9 protein-coding genes are annotated in these 18,764 nt (G+C 46.7%); 5 read left to right on the top strand and 4 right to left on the bottom strand.

Features of this window, described 5'->3' with window-relative positions; all coding sequences use genetic code 11:
* The 5 genes from LJ707_RS11930 to LJ707_RS11950 all read left to right on the top strand — a co-directional run bounded on the left by LJ707_RS11930 (window position 1) and on the right by LJ707_RS11950 (window position 12,234).
* A complete protein-coding gene (locus LJ707_RS11930) occupies window positions 1-1,416 on the top strand; it encodes a lytic transglycosylase domain-containing protein (RefSeq protein ID WP_228951195.1) in 1,416 nt (471 codons plus the stop codon).
* Between the two features lie 93 nt (window positions 1,417-1,509).
* Window positions 1,510-3,813 carry an NADP-dependent malic enzyme gene (locus tag LJ707_RS11935; RefSeq protein ID WP_228952511.1) on the top strand — a complete coding sequence of 768 codons (2,304 nt, stop codon included), beginning with the start codon at window positions 1,510-1,512 and terminating at the stop codon, window positions 3,811-3,813.
* Window positions 3,814-4,395 carry a Holliday junction branch migration protein RuvA gene (gene ruvA, locus LJ707_RS11940; RefSeq protein WP_228951196.1) on the top strand — a complete coding sequence of 194 codons (582 nt, stop codon included), beginning with the start codon at window positions 3,814-3,816 and terminating at the stop codon, window positions 4,393-4,395.
* Window positions 4,396-4,542: 147 nt separating this feature from the next.
* A complete protein-coding gene (gene sprA / locus LJ707_RS11945; RefSeq protein WP_228951197.1) occupies window positions 4,543-11,562 on the top strand; it encodes a cell surface protein SprA in 7,020 nt (2,339 codons plus the stop codon).
* Window positions 11,563-11,628: 66 nt separating this feature from the next.
* Window positions 11,629-12,234: a hypothetical protein gene (locus LJ707_RS11950; RefSeq protein WP_228951198.1), complete on the top strand. Its 606-nt coding sequence runs from the start codon at window positions 11,629-11,631 to the stop codon at window positions 12,232-12,234.
* A gap of 10 nt (window positions 12,235-12,244) precedes the next feature.
* On the opposite strand, the gene LJ707_RS11955 is transcribed toward LJ707_RS11950, so the two are convergent.
* From LJ707_RS11955 to nusA, 4 genes are all read right to left on the bottom strand, one after another.
* Window positions 12,245-13,954, bottom strand: coding sequence for a M56 family metallopeptidase (locus LJ707_RS11955; RefSeq protein ID WP_228951199.1), 1,710 nt, complete (start codon window positions 13,952-13,954; stop codon window positions 12,245-12,247).
* Between the two features lie 11 nt (window positions 13,955-13,965).
* Window positions 13,966-14,331: a BlaI/MecI/CopY family transcriptional regulator gene (locus tag LJ707_RS11960; protein ID WP_228951201.1), complete on the bottom strand. Its 366-nt coding sequence runs from the start codon at window positions 14,329-14,331 to the stop codon at window positions 13,966-13,968.
* Window positions 14,332-14,484: 153 nt separating this feature from the next.
* On the bottom strand, window positions 14,485-17,466 hold the full coding sequence (infB, locus tag LJ707_RS11965) for a translation initiation factor IF-2 (RefSeq protein WP_228951203.1): 2,982 nt from the start codon (window positions 17,464-17,466) through the stop codon (window positions 14,485-14,487).
* A 62-nt stretch (window positions 17,467-17,528) separates the two neighbouring features.
* Window positions 17,529-18,764, bottom strand: coding sequence for a transcription termination factor NusA (gene nusA / locus LJ707_RS11970; protein WP_228951205.1), 1,236 nt, complete (start codon window positions 18,762-18,764; stop codon window positions 17,529-17,531).

Genomic DNA, 18,764 nt, shown 5'->3' on the forward strand with positions numbered 1-18,764 from the left:
ATGAAGAGATTATTTACGTTTTTTATCTGCTTTTTATCCATACAGCTTGTTAAAGCTAATTCTATCGACTCCGGCAGGTATAAATTATTAAGAATAGCCCCTACAGCAGGTTATCAGCAACAAAAAGATACCATTATTGTGCCCATTGCGGCACAGGTAATTCCGCCGGCTAACCAGGAGTACAGCATATTTAAGCGCCGCCTGGATTCGGTACAAAAAGATATACAGCTTGATTATAACGAGTACGTACAAAGTTATATTGATGCTTACACCCGCCGCAGGGGTGGCATGGCCGATGTTATCGGTAAATCGCAATACTATTTCCCCATCTACGAAAAGGCTTTTCGTGACATGGGTGTTCCCGAAGAAATAAAATTCCTTTCTATTGTCGAATCAGAACTTAACCCTAACGCCGTATCGCGTGTAGGCGCTACCGGTCCGTGGCAATTCATGTTCGCTACGGCACGCCTTTACGGTTTATCAATGGATAATTATGTTGACGACCGTAAGGACCCTATACAGGCAAGTTATGCCGCCGCTGCCTATCTGCGCGATGCTTACCAGGAATTTGGCGACTGGCTGCTGGCCATTGCCTCATACAATTGCGGTAAGGGCGCGGTAACCCGTGCCATTGAAAAGGCGGGCGCTAATGATTTTTGGTCGATACGCCCGTACCTGCCTGCCGAAACCCGTGGCTATGTGCCCGCGTTTATAGCCATGGCATATGTAATGAATTATTATAAGCACCATAATATAACACCGCAAGCCTGCAACTTCTCGGTAAAAACCGATACCGTTATGGTAAATAAGTTTGTACCGCTGCAAGGCATAGCTAAAGTGCTTGATGTGGATATGAAGGAGCTTTGCCTGCTTAACCCGGCATATAAAAAGCAAATTGTTAATGGTACGGCACAACTGCCACGCCGCTTAGTAATACCGCAGGCCGCTAAAGAAAATTATGCCGCATTATACGAGGCATTGAACGGCCCGGGCTTTGTAGTGCCCGATGCTAAGGTTCGGTTTGCCTCAAATACAGGCAATAATGATGGGGGTGAGGATGCCGATGCGCCAACCGCTAAAGCTACACGCCATAAAGTACGCCGTGGTGAAACCCTTAGCGCTATTGCCAACCGCTATGGCGTAGAAGTGCAGGACTTAAAGGTATGGAACAACCTGCGCGGCAACAAAGCAGTTGTTGGCAAGGTGCTGCGTTTAAGCGCGCCGCAGGATGTTACCCCGGCAAAATCAGCCAAAAAATTAAAGGAGTTTGTTACTTACAAAGTAAAGCGCGGCGATACGCTTAGCGAAATAGCCGCCAAGTTTGAAGGTGCCTCGGTTGAAAAAATAAAAGAGCTTAACGGTTTAAACAAAGGCCGTATACAACCCGGAATGATGCTTAAAATAAGCGGCGTTTAAGTGTAATTATCTCATTATCAACAGGTCAAAATTAAATTGCATCGCTTGCTAAAAGTATTGTAATTTTGACCCGTTGACCTTCAATTTGAGATGATGAATAAACCCAACCGTAAACAGGATGCCCTTGATTATCATGCCAAGGGCCGTCCCGGTAAAATACAGGTAGTACCAACCAAGCCTACCAATTCTCAGCGCGATCTTACCATGGCTTACTCGCCCGGCGTTGCCGAGCCTTGTTTGCGTATAGCCGATAATACCGATGATGTTTATAAATATACCGCCAAGGGTAACCTTGTAGCGGTGATAAGCAACGGTACCGCCGTTTTAGGTTTGGGTAATATTGGTCCGGAGGCCAGCAAGCCTGTTATGGAGGGTAAGGGCTTGTTATTTAAAATATACGCTGACATTGATGTGTTTGACCTGGAGTTGAACGCCAAATCAGTTGATGACTTTGTAAATATAGTTAAGGCGCTTGAGCCAACCTTTGGCGGCGTTAACCTCGAGGATATATCGGCTCCAACGTGTTTTGAGATAGAACGCAGGCTAAAGGCCGAGATGAACATCCCGGTAATGCACGATGATCAGCACGGTACGGCTATCATATCCGGTGCGGCGCTGATGAATGCCTGTGAGATACAGGGTAAAAAGCTCGACAAGATAAAAATGGTGGTAAACGGCGCGGGTGCCGCCGCCATTTCCTGCTCTAAAATGTACCTGTCACTGGGGGTTAAAAAAGAGAACTTGGTGATGTTTGATATAAATGGTGTACTAACGCCTGACCGTACTGATCTGGACGAGATCCGCCTTGAATTTGCTACCGACCGTAAGGATATAAAAACACTGGCTGATGCCATGAAGGGTGCCGATGTATTTGTCGGCCTATCGGCAGGTAATGTGGTTACGCCCGACATGCTGAAAGCGATGGCCAAAAACCCCGTAGTATTCGCCATGGCCAACCCCGAGCCCGAGATAAATTACGACCTGGCGGTTGCTGCCCGTAAGGATATTATTATGGCCACCGGCCGCAGCGATTTTCCTAACCAGGTAAACAACGTATTGGGCTTTCCATACATTTTTCGTGGTGCGCTTGATGTACGTGCAACCGCCATTAACGAGGAGATGAAGATAGCCGCGGTACACGCCATTGCCGAAATGGCTAAGAAGCCGGTACCGGAAGAGGTTAACCTGGCTTATAATCTTACCAACCTTAAATTTGGCAGGGATTATATCATCCCTAAGCCGATGGATCAGCGGCTGATTACCGAGGTATCGGCAGCGGTGGCCAGGGCAGCCATTGATTCAGGCGTAGCCCGTTCGGTAATAACCGATTGGGATGCATATGCCGAGGAATTGCGCAATCGTTTAGGCGGTACCGATAAGTTATTACGCAACCTTACCAGCAAGGCTAAACAAAACTCAAAAAAGGTAGTATTTGCCGAGGCCGACACTTATAAGATATTGCGTGCCGCGCAAATTGTAAAAGATGACGGTATTGCCCAGCCTATCTTACTGGGTAATATTGATAAGATAAAAAAGATTATCCGCGATAACGACCTTGACCTGGATGATGTGCAGATCATTGATCCGCGCGAAGGTAAATGTGAGCGTTTTGAAGAATACGCGCAGTACCTCTATAAAAAACGCCAGCGCCGCGGGGTTACCTTGTTAGAGGCTCGCAAGATGATAACCGATCGTAATTACTACGGTGCCTGCATGGTTCAGTTTGGCGAAGCCGACGCGCTTATCTCCGGCCTTACTAAAAATTACGCGACAACCATAAAACCTGCTTTACAGATCATCGGTATTGAGGATGGAGTTAACCGTGTGGCAGGTATGTACCTGATGATAACGCCCAAAGGGCCGGTATTTTTTGGGGATACAACTGTAAACGTTGACCCTACCGTTGAAGAACTTGTTGATATTACCGTACTTATTGAGCGTACTGTACGCCAGTTTAGTGTTGATCCGAGGATAGCGGTTCTGTCTTACTCAAACTTTGGATCAAACGATGGCGATGTGCCTGAAAAAAGCCGCAAGGCAGTAAAAATACTGCACCAAAAATACCCGCAAATGGTTGTTGACGGTGATATGCAGGCCAACTTTGCCTTAAATGCCGACCTGCTTGCGGATAACTTTCCGTTTTCAACCCTTAATGGCAAACCGGCTAATACGCTGATCTTCCCTAACCTTGAATCGGGCAATATTGCTTACAAGCTATTGCAGGAGCTGGGGGGGGCCGAGGCGGTTGGGCCAATACTGTTAGGCATGAAAAAGCCGGTGCATGTATTGCAGTTAGGCAGCTCGGTACGGGAAATTGTTAATATGGTAACCATTGCCGTTGTTGACGCGCAGGAAAAAGAAAAGGCAGCAACCCAAACCTCATCAAAACGCAGATAGATGTACGCCTACATTAGTGGTAAACTTACTTTTAAAAACCCTGCTTACGTAGTGGTTGAAACCGGTGGTGTGGGTTATCATATCCATATTTCGCTCAATACTTTTTCACAACTCAATGATGAAAGCGTTAAACTTTTTACGTGGCTCCACGTAAAAGAGGATGCCCATACATTGTATGGTTTTGCTGAAGAGGGAGAAAGGCGTTTGTTTCTGCATTTAATTTCCATATCGGGCATAGGGCCCAACACCGCGCGTACAATGCTGTCATCCATCACCCCTGATGAGATACAGGCGGCTATTGTTAACGGTAACGTTTCACTCATCCAACGTATCAAGGGCATCGGCCCAAAATCTGCGCAGCGCATTATATTGGAGCTGCAGGATAAGCTGCGTAAAGAGGGCCCGGATACCCTGACCAGAGTGGTTGTAAATAAAACCGTTAAGGACGAAGCGCTTACAGCCTTGGTTACCCTTGGCTTTACACGCAACGTTGCCGAAAAGGTGATAGATCAGGAAATTAAGCGCAGCAGCGATGAACTTACGGTTGAGCAACTGATAAAGTTTGCGTTAAAAAGTTTATAAAGGCTGAGCAGGCTTAACCAATGTCTGCTTGGTTTTATATATGTTTCTCTCCCCCTTATAAGTTAAACCCCCGACAACTTTTTTATGGGCATTACTGTTTTTGAATTTTAAAAAGTACATAAATTACCCATTATTTAAATTTTACTTTTGAAAGGGACTTTTACCGGGAAAATTTTTGTTTGCGTTGCTTTGTGCTGCCTTTTAGGGGGCCTTGGTAATGTATTTGCCCAGCAAAAACCGGTAAAGCGGGATAGCGCTAAAGTGCGTGTTCCAATTAAAGCGCCGCAATCCCGTAGTCAGCGTTCGCGTGAGGGGTATTTTCTGCCCGATCCTCCGAACCTTGACCGCAGTGTGGAGTACGATCCGGTAACTAACCAATACATGCTGGTTGAGCGTGTTGGCAATTTGCTGCTGCGCCCGCCGCGTTACATCAGCTTTGCCGAATATCTGCGCCTTTCTCAAAAGGAATCTATCCGTCAAAATTTTCGTTCCTCTGCAGATCAGTATGCTTATGATTCGCAGCAGGAAGGCTTTGTGCCGCGTATACAGGTGCGGGGTCGAACCTTCGAAAAGATATTTGGCAGTAATGATATTACTATCAAACCACAGGGATCGGCGGAGATGATCCTGGCCGGGCAGATCAACAAGAACCAAAACCCGCTGTTTAATTCGCGCCAGCGCAGCCAGTTCAATTTTAATTTTGATCAGCGTATACAATTAAACGTAACCGGTAATATTGGAGACAGGCTGAAGATCACGACAAATTATAATACCGATGCCCAGTTCCAGTTTGATAACCAGTTTAAGCTGGATTATACCGGCCGGGAGGATGATATTATTCAAAAGATAGAGGCCGGTAACGTAAGCATGCCCCTCAATACTTCGTTAATTACCGGTAGCCAGGCTTTGTTCGGTGTAAAAACCAAGCTGCGTTTTGGCCGGTTGGATGTTACGAGTATATTTTCACAGCAGCGGTCGCAATCGCGTACCATTACCATCACCAACGGGCAGCAACAGGGCGAATTCAGGGTAACTGCTGCTGATTATGAGGCCAACAAACACTACTTTTTGGCGCAGTATTTCCGTAACAATTATAACAATGCGCTGCGCAACCTGCCGCTCATTAGTTCAAATATCAACATCACTAAAATTGAGGTTTGGACAACTAACCGTACCAATAATACCACCGACTCGCGCGATATTGTGGCCTTTTTGGATTTGGGTGAGAGCCGGCCTTATAATACCACCATTGTACAGCCCGGTACGTCAACTTTACCGGCTGCATTTTCGGGGCCGGGCTTTCCGCAGCAATCCAACAACCTGCTGAGCCAGTTGCCGGCATCGGCAAGGCAAACTAACTCAAACGATGTGCCCAACCTGTTTCGCAGCACCGGCAATACCGATAACTTTGCCAAGCTCACCTACGCCCGTAAATTAACCGACAGGGAGTTTACCCTGCATTCGCAACTGGGTTATATATCGCTTAATTATCCTTTAAATAATGATGAAGTGCTGGCCGTGGCTTATCAATATACTTACAACGGCCAAACCTACCAGGTAGGGGAGTTTTCCAGTGATGTATCGGTTGATCCGAATACGCCGCGGGTATTATATGTAAAACTGTTAAAGAACGAGTTGCTGAAGCCCCGGCTGCCATCGTGGGATTTGATGATGAAGAACATCTACTCGTTGGGGGCGTTCCAGATCAGTCCGACGGATTTCAGGCTGCGTATTGCCCGTTTGGATGATAAAAGCAGCGTTGAAGAATATGTGGCCGACGAAGGGCAAAATCTTAACCAAAAGTTGTGGCTCAGCATAACCGGCCTCGATAACCTGAACATACAAAACGATCGTGAGCCTGACGGCTATTTCGATTTTATTGAGGGCGTAACCATTGATTCGCAGCAGGGGCGCGTGATGTTTCCGCAGGTAGAGCCTTTCGGCAGCGACCTGGCCGCTAAAATATTGCCCGGTGAAACCGACATATCAAGGCGGTATGTTTACCAGCCCCTGTATGATTCTACAAGAACCATCGCGCAGCAATACTTTCCGCAGCTTAACCGGTATATCATAAAAGGTACTTATAGTTCGCAGGGCGGGTCAGAGTACCAGTTAAATGCCACAAATATTCCGCAGGGCTCGGTAGTGGTAACGGCGGGTACGCTGGTACTTACTGAGGGTACTGATTATACGGTTGATTACAGTGCAGGCCGTTTACGGATGATTAACCAGGCTTTGCTATCATCAGGCCAACCCATCAACATCAAGCTGGAAAACAATGAGCTTTTCGGCGTTCAGCAAAAAACACTGTTCGGTACCCGTTTAGATTATTTTGCCAGTGAGAAGTTGGTTTTGGGTGCTACCATGATGCACTTAACGGAGCAGCCCATATCGCAAAATGAGGCGGTAGGGTCTGAGTCCATATCTAACACCATCTGGGGTTTTGATGGTAATTACTCGTCTAAATCGCGCCTGTTAACACGTTGGGTTGATAAGATACCATTCATTAATACCAAAGAGGAATCATCTTTTAACGTAAGCGGCGAATTCGCGCAGTTACTGCCCGGCGCGCCCGGCGCGCTTACTTATGCGGGTTCAAAAAACGGCACCTCCTACCTGGATGATTTTGAGAACAGCAAATCAGTTATTGATGTAAAAAGCTATATCAACTGGCAGATATCGGGTACGCCGCAATTGTTTGGCGAGTCGGAATTTAATGATGACCTGCGCTATGGTTACAACCGTGCAAGGCTGGCATTCTACAATATCGACCCGATATTTTATAACAGCGCGGGTACGCTTAACGTTTCACGTGCCGAGCTATCCAACCACTACGTAAGGCAGGTTTTAGAAACCGAGGTGTTTCCGTACCGCCAATCAGTAACCGGGCAGCCTTTGTTGCTGCCAACCTTTAACCTGGCCTTTTACCCTAACCTGCGCGGACAATATAACTATACCACAACCGGCATTAATAATGATGGTACGTTGCAAAACCCGCGCTCGCGCTGGGGCGGTATATTCCGCAAGTTGGAAACCAACGATTTTGAATCGCTCAACGTAGGCTACATTGAATTTTGGATGCTCGATCCGTTCATCTACAAACCAAACTCACCCGGCGGCGACCTGTATTTTAACCTGGGCAGTATCTCCGAAGATATATTGAAGGATGGACGCAAAAGCCTGGAAAATGCCCTGCCTGTTGATAATGATTTTACCAAGGTTGATGAAACTGCATGGGGGCGTGTAACCCGCCTGCAACCGGTAATTAACGCTTTTGATACCGACCCAGCCGCCCGTACCCGCCAGGATGTGGGTTTGGATGGCTTGAATGATGGCGATGAACGTAACAAATTCTCAACCGTAGTACAGCAGGTTAACGGCCAGCTTAGCGCTGAGGCGGCCACACAATATGCAGCCGACCCATCATCAGATAATTTTCAATACTACCAGGGGGCGGAGCTTAACCAGGCATCAGTGCCTATTATGGACCGTTATATTAAATTCAACGGTACTGAGGGTAACTCCAAAACTACTGAGCAATCGCAAAGTGAGCTGGGCGTTACCACATCGGCATCAACTCCGCTGCCGGATGGCGAAGACATTAACCGGGATAATAACATGAGCCAAACGGATGAGTACTTTCAGTACCGTGTATCTATCCGCCCGGCAGATATGCTGGTTGGCCAGAATTTTATTACGGATAAGGTAACATCGCAGGTAAAGCTGGTTGACGGCAATACACAGGCGGTAACCTGGTACCAGTTTAGGATACCGATCAATGAATATGAACAGGCTGTAGGTAACATTCAGGATTTTAAGGCTATCCGCTTTATGCGTATGTTCCTGACCAACTTTGCCGATACCGCGGTGATGCGTTTTGCTACCCTGCAACTGGTGCGCGGCGAGTGGCGTGCCTTTAATCGCGAGAATAATCCGCTGAATATTATTGCCGACCCGGGCATTGCTAACCCTACACCGGATAACCGCATTATTGATGTACAGGCCGTAAACCTGGAGGAGAACGGCAACCGTACGCCGATACCGTATGTAGTACCGCCGGGCATAAACCGTCAGCGTAATTATAATAACTTAAAAACCAATACGCTGCTTAACGAGCAATCGCTATCCTTACATGTTGACCGCCTGCGCGATGGTTACTCAAAGGCGGCGTTTAAAACTTTTTATAACGATTTGCGCTCGTACAAAAAACTACAGGCATTTGTACATGCCGAGGGTGACCAGTTAAGGGATAATGATATCAGCGCGTTCATTCGTTTAGGGGTTGATTACCAGGATAACTATTATGAGTACGAAGTGCCGCTAAAAATAACCCTGCCCGGCACGCGTGATCCCGGGGCGATATGGCCCGAGCAAAACCAGATAGACCTGGAGCTGGCTTTGCTTACCCGTGCCAAGCTGGCGCGTAACAACGCCGGTGTACCCCTTAATACTATTTATGAGTATGTGGAGAATGGTAAAAAAGTGCTCATCAAAGGTCAGCCGGATTTGAGCCGTTTGCGTACTATTATGCTGGGTATCCGCAACCCGTTAAAAACCAATGATAATGATGACGGCCTTGATAAAACCGCTACCCTGTGGTATGATGAGCTGCGTTTAACTGATTTTGACCAGCGTGGGGGATGGGCGGCAGCCGTGCGCTTTAACGCCAAACTCGCCGACTTTGCGGATGTAACTGTATCGGGCAGTAAAAGTACCGTAGGCTTTGGCGCGCTGGATTCCCGCGTTAGCGAACGCAGCCGCAGCGATAACCAGTTGCTTGATGTTGCCGCCAATGCCGAGCTGGGTAAGTTCTTCCCGGACAAAAGCGGCATCCGCATACCGGCCTACATCAACGTATCCACCCAAAAAGGCACACCACAGTTTGACCCCGCCAGCGGTGATATTGAACTTAAAGACAGGCTGGCCGCCGCCAAAAACGAGCTACAGCGCGACTCGATCCGCAAGGTGTCTGAAAATTATACCGTTCGTAAAAGCTTTAACTTTACTAACGTACACAAGGCCCGCACCAATCCATCGGCACCGGTACGTATATGGGATGTGGAGAATTTTAGCGTGAGCTATGCCTATACCGAGTATCAACACCATGATTACGTTACCGAGCTCGATCTGCAAAAAACCTACAGGTTTGGCCTGGCCTATAATTACAGCAATCAGCCTAAATATTACGCGCCTTTTGAGAAGCGTATCAAAAGCAACCTGCTGGCCCTGTTTCGCGATATTAACTTTAGTTTACTGCCGTCAAGGTTGAACTTTAGTATCAATTTCGACAGGTTTTATTCGGAAAATACCCTGCGCCTGAATAATGATCCGCTTAACGCTATCGCCATACCGGCAAGCACCATCCCGACTACTTTTAACAAGAATTTTAATATAACCCGCGTTTATGGCATCGGCTGGAATATATCCAAATCATTACAGATGGATATTGATGCCACCAACCTGTCTGTAGTGGATGAGCCTGCCGGGCGCATTAACGGCCTGAAACGGGATACCCTGTGGGAGAACCTGAAAAGCCTGGGCCGTACCACCAATTACAGCCATACGCTTAACTTTAACTATACCACGCCGATAAGTAAGATTCCGGGTTTGAACTGGACATCAGCCATATTGCGTTACAGCACGCACTTTAACTGGCAATCGCAGCCGGAGTTTTCCCTGCGCGATCCGCAGTTGGAGGTGGGTAACAGTATACAGAACGCGCGTACGGTGCAGCTTAACCCTACGCTTAATTTTGTAAGCCTGTATAATAAGTTCCCGTTCATCCGCAAGGCTAATAACCCCAACAACAAAGGCAACTTTTGGATAGGGCTGCTTACCAGTTTAAAGAATTTGAGCGGCACGTTAACCCGAACGGAGGGAACCTTTTTGCCGGGCTATCTCCCTATAACTGACGTTTTCGGGCAAGATCTGGGTTATGGCGCGCCCGGCCTGGCCTTTGTGCTCGGCAGTCAGGCGGATATCCGGGCCAAGGCAGTAGCTAATGGTTGGCTCTCTACCGACTCGCTGCAAAATCAGCTTTACGTAAAAACCTATAATGAGGACATCAGGCTGAAGGGTACCATTGAGCCTATCAAGGATCTGCGTATCGAGCTGATCGCTTTCCGTACCAAGGATCGAAATTTTCAAACAAATTATAAATTCCAGCAATCCTCCAACCAGTTTGAAGAGTTGAGTCCGGTTACTACGGGTAGCTATAGCGTATCATTCCTGTCGCTGGCAACCGCTTTTAAGGGAACCAGTGGTATTGATAACATATCAAGCGTATTCCAGCAGTTTTTGCAAAACAGGTCGGTAGTGTCACAGCGCTTGGGCAGGGCAAACCCTAACTCGGCAGGGGTAAGCGGCGGTTATGCTGATGGCTACGGGCCAAACTCGCAGGATGTACTGGTCACCTCGTTCCTGGCAGCTTATACGGGCAAAAATGCGTCGAGCTATAACCTTAATCCATTCCCGTCAACCCCGATACCTAACTGGCAGATCAATTACAGCGGATTAAGCCGTATGCCGCTGCTTTCGGATGTATTCGACTCGTTCGACCTGCGGCATGGTTACCGTTCGTCATACAACGTAAATGGCTACACTACGCTGCTGCAATACCAGGAGCAGAACGGCGCGGTAGCTTCGCGTGATATTGATGCCGACTTTTTGCCGTTTTACCAGTTTTCGCAGGTTACCATATTTGAGCAGTTTGTGCCGCTGGTGGGTATGGATGTTCGCTTTAAAAATAAAATGACGGCCAATTTTGAATACCGTAAAAGCCGCACGCTAAGCCTCAGTTTGCTCAACAGCCAGTTGGCGCAGTTAAACGAGAGTATTGTGGTGCTGGGCTTTGGTTATCGTACCACTAAATTTAAATTTCCATTTGGGTTGTTCGGTAATTCGCGTAATAACAATGATGTGAATTTTAAGCTTGATGTGGCACTTCGTGATAACAAAACGCTGATCTACCGTGCCGATGTGCAGGCTGCCGAGGTATCATCGGGCGCGCAAAATATTACGCTGCGCCCGGCTATTGATTATGTGATAAACCAGCGCTTTAACCTGAACATTTTTTACGACTCGAACATTACCCGCCCTTACACATCGCAAAGCTTTAATACCTCGTTCACCAACTTTGGTATTAACCTGAAGCTGTTGCTGCAATAACAAGGTTTAATTAATATTTTACCGAACACAGTGGCCCTTGTTTTGTTATCACCCAAAACATACCGCATGGAGGCTACCGCTAAATTTATTCCCGAACAAACAGAAGGCGAGCATAACGATATTGTTGAGTACATCGGGCAAAGCTCGTACGCTGAGGCGCACAAGCATTTTATGCTGGTTAAAAACCGGCTTAGGGATGTGGGCAACTGGCACCAGTTTGTAGGGCAGGCGGGTTCAACCTTTGCTATTACCGATGCGCAGGGCAATGTAGCCTATAAGGCAGCCGAAAAGGGGGATATATTTTACATAGATATGCCCGGCCCCGGTCCGGCAGGTGGCGATGGGTATGATTGGGTACGCATTGAGGAAGTGCACGAGCACGAGGATGAAAATGGCGACAGCGAATACTATGTAATGATTGTACGGCCGGTAGCCAATCCGCATACGCAGGGGGAAGTGGCGCACTTTTTTGGTCATGGTTCAACCAATACCTTTATTGTGGAGCGCAGTGGTAACAAGCTCAGTGCCGAGGTGCATGGCCGTAACGAAAAGCCCAATACTGATGGTAACCTTTTAGATAAGGCCCGCAATTTTGTGGTAGGACTGACCGCCCGTCATGGCCTGTCAGCCCCGCACTGGCATACGTTTGCCGGGAATTTATTAAAGGTTTAATAGTATGTTCTTAACGTTTTACTGCAGGTTTTTTGGTTTGCACTAATATAACGCCATTTGCTGCGCGAGAGCCATATATAGCGGTAGCTGAAGCATCTTTTAGTAATGTGAACGAAGTGATGCTCTTTTCATCGATACTTTGCAAGTCCTCAATCGGTCGTTCAACCCCGTTAATAAAAATGAGCGCGCTGGTCCAGCCAAGCCAGGTACTTTGTGGTATAGTTATTTTGCTGGAGGTAATAGTTTTGTCGCCATCCTGAACCTTTACTTTGCCATAAAAGGTCATCATCTTTTTAGAGGTATCTATCACCAGCGAGTCATGCGCGCTGATGGATGTTACAGGTTTGCCTTTTTCGATAATAGAAATGGATACGGCTGATATTTTCCCGGTTTTAGGTTTTGAAGCCACAGACTGCTTCTTTTTTCTTAATGTAGCAGACCTGCTTTTTGAAACTAAATTGTAAAAATCATCAGCATCCTGTTTTAAAGCCGTACCTGTGTTTGCTGCTGGCTTCATGGTTGCCAAAAATTTAAGGCATTCCTTACAATTAGCATTCTTGCTTTTACTCAATCCTATCAATTCAATAACTGATCTTTCCTGTGTTCTGTAAACAGGGTATTGAAAGCGGCGTTCGGCTTTCAGGTAGCCATTTCTCCTGATATTCATGCTGATGTGAAGCGCTTTATCCTTCTGGATTTTAACAGGAATGGTTACATAACCGTTAGCATCAGCTTTATAACTTTTGGTACCATGAATTTCGCTAACCTCCACATTGGCTACGCGTTGATAGGTATCCAGATCATAAAATATAACGGCATAGGTTAACTCACCCTTTTGCTGTGGCATAAGCTGGTTACGGAAAGCTACCAGGGTAACCGCCAGCAGGGGCAGTATAAACATGAATTTAAGCAGGTTAATTTTTGCGGAGCGTACTTTATTCATCATGATGATACGGTTTTTTAGGGATGAAAAATTAAATTGGTTAGCTATACGGTATTGCGGTATGCCTATCACTTTAAGCAGGTGGTATTGATAAGCCTTTTTATCGATACCGGTATTAACCACATTATCATCTGCAATGTATTCAAGGTTTTGGCGGATGCTATGCCTCATGAGCCAGGCAAACGGGTTATACCAGTTAACGATGCACAGCAGTTCAGCTAAAATAATATCAAAGGTATGCACTTGCTTTACGTGCACATATTCATGCAGAATGATCTCTTCCAGTTCGGCCCCAGTATGCAGGTTTTTATTCAGGTAGATGCTGTTACCGAACGAGAAGGGTGTAACTTCGCTATCGGTATGATAAATGGCCGTGTCGCCTTCACTTATAGGCACAGCCGTTTGTTTTATTTTGCGCAATGCAAATAACTGTGTAAGCAATCTTACCAGCATAACGGCGGAGCCCATGGCCAATATCAATGCCATTATTTGCCACCAGTTTGTAGATTCTGCCGGTTGAGCTATCGGCCTGGCTATTGTTGCTGAAGTGATTGCCTGCACCGTAGGTACATAATGCACGATCGATCGCTCATTGGCCACTGCTGTGATGCCTGATACATCCACAAATGGTATTACAAAGCATAGCAGGGTATAACCCGCCAGGTACCAGCGGTTAAGGTTATAAAAAGTTAGCCTGCGTAATACCAGCAGGTAAAATGTATAAATAAGGGCTATGCTTAACGATAGCTTTAGCAGGTATTCAAATATGGCCGGCATAAGGGTTTTAATTATTTGTGGTCGCCTTTTTCAATCATGCTGATGATCTCTTTCAGCTCATCTGCGCTAATCTTTTCTTCCTTCGCAAAAAACGCAATCAGTTCTTTGTACGAGCTTTTAAAGTAATCCTGCACAAAGCCTTTCATAAACCTGCGCTTGTATTCCTCAGCCTTTATAAGCGGGGAGTAGCGGTAGGAGTTGGCCAGCTTTTCGCTTTGCACATAACCCTTTTTCTCCAGATTCTTTATTGTTGACGCCAGGGTGGTGTAAGGTGGTTTAGGTTCGGGCATGGCATCTAAAAAATCTTTAACAAATCCTTGCCGGGCTTGCCATACAATTTGCATCACTTCTTCTTCCTGTTGTGTAAGTTTTTCCATTACAGATTACTATTATATCGTAAATCTACGAAAGTTTCGTAATAATACAAGTGTCAGTTTGATTTTCAATAAAATATTTGCCGCCCGAAAACTTATGTCAACAAAAAAAGGCCTGCCATTTGGCAAGCCTTAAATATATCAGTGTTTTAAACTTTATGACAGTTTACGTTTTACTTCAACATTTTCGTAAGCTTCAACAATGTCGCCTACTTCAATATTGTTAAAGTTTTGGATGTTCAAACCGCACTCGTAGCCGGCATTTACCTCTTTTACGTCATCTTTATAACGTTTAAGTGATGCAAGCTCGCCGGTATAAATTACCACACCTTCGCGGATGATACGAATTTTACTATTACGGGTGATCTTGCCATCCAGCACCATACAACCCGCGATGGTACCCACCTTACTGATCTTAAAGGTTTCACGTATCTCAACGTTAGCCACGATCTTCTCTTCAAAGGTTGGCGCAAGCATACCTTCCATCGCCGCCTTGATCTCATTGATCGCGTCGTAGATGATAGAGTACAGCCTGATATCGATCTGCTCCTGCTCGGCCAGTTTACGGGCGCCGCCTGATGGGCGTACCTGGAAACCGATGATGATCGCATCAGATGCCGAAGCCAGCAATACGTCAGACTCGGAGATCTGACCAACAGCTTTTGAGATGATGTTAACCTGTATCTGCTCGGTAGACAGTTTCAGCAACGAGTCAGACAATGCTTCGATCGAGCCATCCACGTCACCCTTAACAATAATGTTAAGCTCCTTAAAGTTACCCACTGCCAAACGGCGGCCGATCTCATCAAGCGTGATGTGTTTTTGAGTACGTAAGCCTTGCTCACGTTGCAATTGCAGGCGTTTGTTGGCTATCTCACGTGCTTCAGGCTCGCTGTCCATCGCGTTAAACTTATCACCCGCGGTAGGGGCGCCCTGCATACCCAGCACCTGTACAGGTGTAGATGGGCCTGCTGATTCAACACGCATACCACGTTCATTGGTGAGTGCCTTAACACGACCGCTGTAGCAACCTGCCAGTATCGGATCGCCCACTTTAAGGCGACCGGCCTGTACAAGCACCGTAGTAACAATACCACGGCCTTTATCAAGGGCTGCCTCAATAACAGTACCTACGGCACGTTTGTTAGGGTTGGCTTTAAGTTCAAGCAATTCGGCCTCAAGTAATATCTTCTCCAGAAGTTTATCAACGTTAAGACCTGATTTGGCTGAAATTTCCTGCGACTGGTATTTACCGCCCCATTCTTCAACCAATATGTTCATGGTAGCCAGTTGCTCACGTACCTTATCGGCATTGGCACCCGGCTTATCAATTTTGTTGAAAGCGAAGATGATTGGTGCACCGGCAGCCTGCGCGTGGTTTATGGCCTCACGGGTTTGCGGCATCACGCTATCGTCAGCAGCTATCACAATAATTACAATATCTGTTACCTGGGCACCACGTGCACGCATGGCCGTAAAGGCTTCGTGACCCGGCGTATCCAGAAAGGTTATCTTGCCTTTATTTTCAGGCAAAGTTACCTCGTAAGCACCAATGTGCTGGGTTATACCACCCGCCTCACCGCCAATTACGTTGGTATTGCGGATAAAATCGAGCAATGATGTTTTACCGTGGTCAACGTGGCCCATGATGGTAACGATAGGCGCACGCGGGATCAGGTCTGCCGGATCGTCAACCTCTTCAAGGTTGGCTTCCTCGTCCTCCGGTTTAACAAACTCAATCTGGTAACCAAATTCGTCGGCAACAATGGTCAGTGTTTCCGCATCCAGCCTTTGGTTGATGGATACAAACATGCCCAAACTCATACATGTTGAGATGATCTGTGTTACAGGTACATCCATCATTGATGCAAGCTCGTTAGCGGTTACAAACTCGGTTACTTTAAGTACCCTTGATTGTGCTTCCTGCTCCATTGCCAGTTCTTCGGCATTGGCGGCTACGTCATCACGTTTTTGGCGACGGAATTTTGCACGCTGTGCAAACTTGCCTGATTTACCCGCACCGCTTAAACGTGCAAGTGTTGCCTTAATTTGATCTTGTATATCTTTTTCAGACGGTTCCTCTTTCGGGGTGTTCGGCTGAGCGTTACGATTACGGTTATCCGGCCTGTTACCACCGGTATTGTTGTTATTACGGTTCCTGAAATCAGGACGACCACCAGGGCCATTGTTTTGCCCCGGGCCTTGACCTTGTCCCTGGCCTTGTTGCTGACCGCCGGGTTGGTTAGGGCCACCGCCTTCTTTACGCTTTCTTTTGCGTTTATGGTCGGCTGAGTTAGGGTTTGATGATGATGCTACCGGGTTACGCTTCGGCTCATTAACCGGAAGCTGAATTTTACCTATGATGTTCGGGCCGGTCAGGCGCTCGGCCTTGGCACGTATCACATGGTTGGGGTCATTTACCGGTGTTTCAGGCGCTGCTGGCTGTTGCGGTTGTGGTGCAGGTTTGCTTTCAGCAACTACAGGTGCCGCTTTTGGCGGTTCAGGTGCTTTGGCAACCGGCGCTTCTTCCTTAACAGGTGGGGCAGCAACAGGTGGTTCCGGTTTAACTTCGGGCTTAACCTCTGCTTTTACCACTTCAGGTGCTGGGGCAGGGGTTGGTGCCGGTGCCGGTGCTGCCGGAGCAGGTTCCGGTTTTGGCTGTTCAGCAGGTTTTTGCGCAGCAGGCTGCGGCCTTGCATTCAGGTTGTCAAGGTCAATTTTACCTACTACTTTTACACCCGGCAGGTTATCCCCGCGATCGTCTGTTTTAGCAGGCGCGGCAGGTTCGGCCGTTTTTGGCTTCTCCGGTTGTTGTGCGGCAAAGTTACCCGCGTTCTTTATCAGTATCTCCTCGTTCTCAAAATCCTTTGAACGGCGTGGCTCAGCAGGTTTTTCGGCGGTGGCAGGCACTTCCTCTTTCCTGATCTTGCCGATGCTGATCTGCTTGGCTTCTTCCTTAATGATCTTGTCAGCAGCAAACTCCTTCAACAAGGTGGTATACATGTCGCTATCAAGCTTCGCCATAGGTTGTTTTTCAACTTTAAACCCTTTTGAAGCAAGAAAATCGACAATGGTACCCATACCAATGTTCAGTTCCTTTACCGCTTTTATTAATTTTATGCTTTTGTCTTCTGACATTTATTATACTTTCTCTGCTTATATATTTGCAAAAATACGATTTTATATCGGCTTAATTGATTTTATTCAAATTCAGCTTGCAAAATTGACAGAACCTCTTTTATGGTTTCCTCTTCAAGGTCAGTACGTTTAACCAGTTCATCAACGCTAAGGGCTAAAACCGATTTCGCGGTATCTAAACCAACGCGTTTAAACTCGTCAAGTATCCAACTGTCAATCTCGTCTGAGAATTCTTCAATATCAACGTCTTCCTCCAATTCATCCGCTTCACGGTATACATCAATTTCGTAGCCGGTTAATTTACCTGCAAGCTTGATGTTGTGGCCGCCGCGGCCAATTGCTAATGATACCTGATCAGGTTTCAGGTAAACAGCGGCTGTTTTCTTCTCGTCGTCAAGTTTTATTGAAGTTATCTTGGCCGGCGATAAAGCACGCTGAATGTATAACTGAACGTTGTTGGTAAAGTTGATCACGTCAATGTTCTCATTCTTCAACTCCCTAACGATACCGTGTATACGTGAACCCTTCATACCAACGCAGGCACCTACAGGGTCAATGCGGTCGTCGTATGATTCAACCGCTACTTTGGCCCTTTCGCCCGGTTCGCGAACGATCTTTTTGATGGTGATCAAACCGTCAAATATCTCCGGTACTTCCTGTTCAAACAAACGTTGCAAAAATTCGGGCGCGGTGCGTGATATGATGATCTTTGGGTTGCTGTTCATCATATCAACCTTTGATACCACGGCTTTTACGCTGTCGCCTTTTTTAAAGTAGTCGGCAGGTATCTGCTCGGTTTTTGGTAATAAAAGCTCGTTGCCTTCATCATCAAGCACCAGGGTTTCTTTTTTCCAAACCTGGTAAACCTCACCGGTAACAATTTCGCCTACACGGTCTTTATATTTCTTGAATATCTCGTCCTTCTCAAGCTCCAGTATTTTTGATACCAGTGTTTGGCGTGCGGCCAGTATAGCGCGGCGGCCAAAGCTTTCAAGCGTTATCTGCTCAACATGCTCGTCGCCAACTTCATAATCCTCATCAATCAGTTTCGCTTCGGCCAATTCAATTTCCAGATCGTCGTCCTCGCTAAAGCCGTCTTCAACAATCTGGCGTGTGCGCCATATTTCCAGGTCACCATTGTCGGTGTTAACAATTACGTCGCAATTTTCGTCGGTACCATATTTCTTTTTGATCATGCTTCTGAAAACATCTTCCAGAACGCTCATCATGGTAGGGCGGTCAATGTTCTTAAAATCTTTGAATTCCTGAAAGGAATCAATTAAATTAATATTGCTCAT

The sequence above is a fragment of the Mucilaginibacter sp. UR6-1 genome, from assembly GCF_020880975.1.
GTDB lineage: Bacteria > Bacteroidota > Bacteroidia > Sphingobacteriales > Sphingobacteriaceae > Mucilaginibacter.

Coding starts and splice junctions, on each gene's coding strand:
- LJ707_RS11960 (WP_228951201.1), bottom strand. CDS start 14,331: ATGGAAAAACTTACACAACAGGAAGAAGAAGTGATGCAAATTGTATGG.
- ruvA (WP_228951196.1), top strand. CDS start 3,814: ATGTACGCCTACATTAGTGGTAAACTTACTTTTAAAAACCCTGCTTAC.
- LJ707_RS11930 (WP_228951195.1), top strand. CDS start 1: ATGAAGAGATTATTTACGTTTTTTATCTGCTTTTTATCCATACAGCTT.
- LJ707_RS11955 (WP_228951199.1), bottom strand. CDS start 13,954: ATGCCGGCCATATTTGAATACCTGCTAAAGCTATCGTTAAGCATAGCC.
- infB (WP_228951203.1), bottom strand. CDS start 17,466: ATGTCAGAAGACAAAAGCATAAAATTAATAAAAGCGGTAAAGGAACTG.
- nusA (WP_228951205.1), bottom strand. CDS start 18,764: ATGAGCAATATTAATTTAATTGATTCCTTTCAGGAATTCAAAGATTTT.
- LJ707_RS11935 (WP_228952511.1), top strand. CDS start 1,510: ATGAATAAACCCAACCGTAAACAGGATGCCCTTGATTATCATGCCAAG.
- LJ707_RS11950 (WP_228951198.1), top strand. CDS start 11,629: ATGGAGGCTACCGCTAAATTTATTCCCGAACAAACAGAAGGCGAGCAT.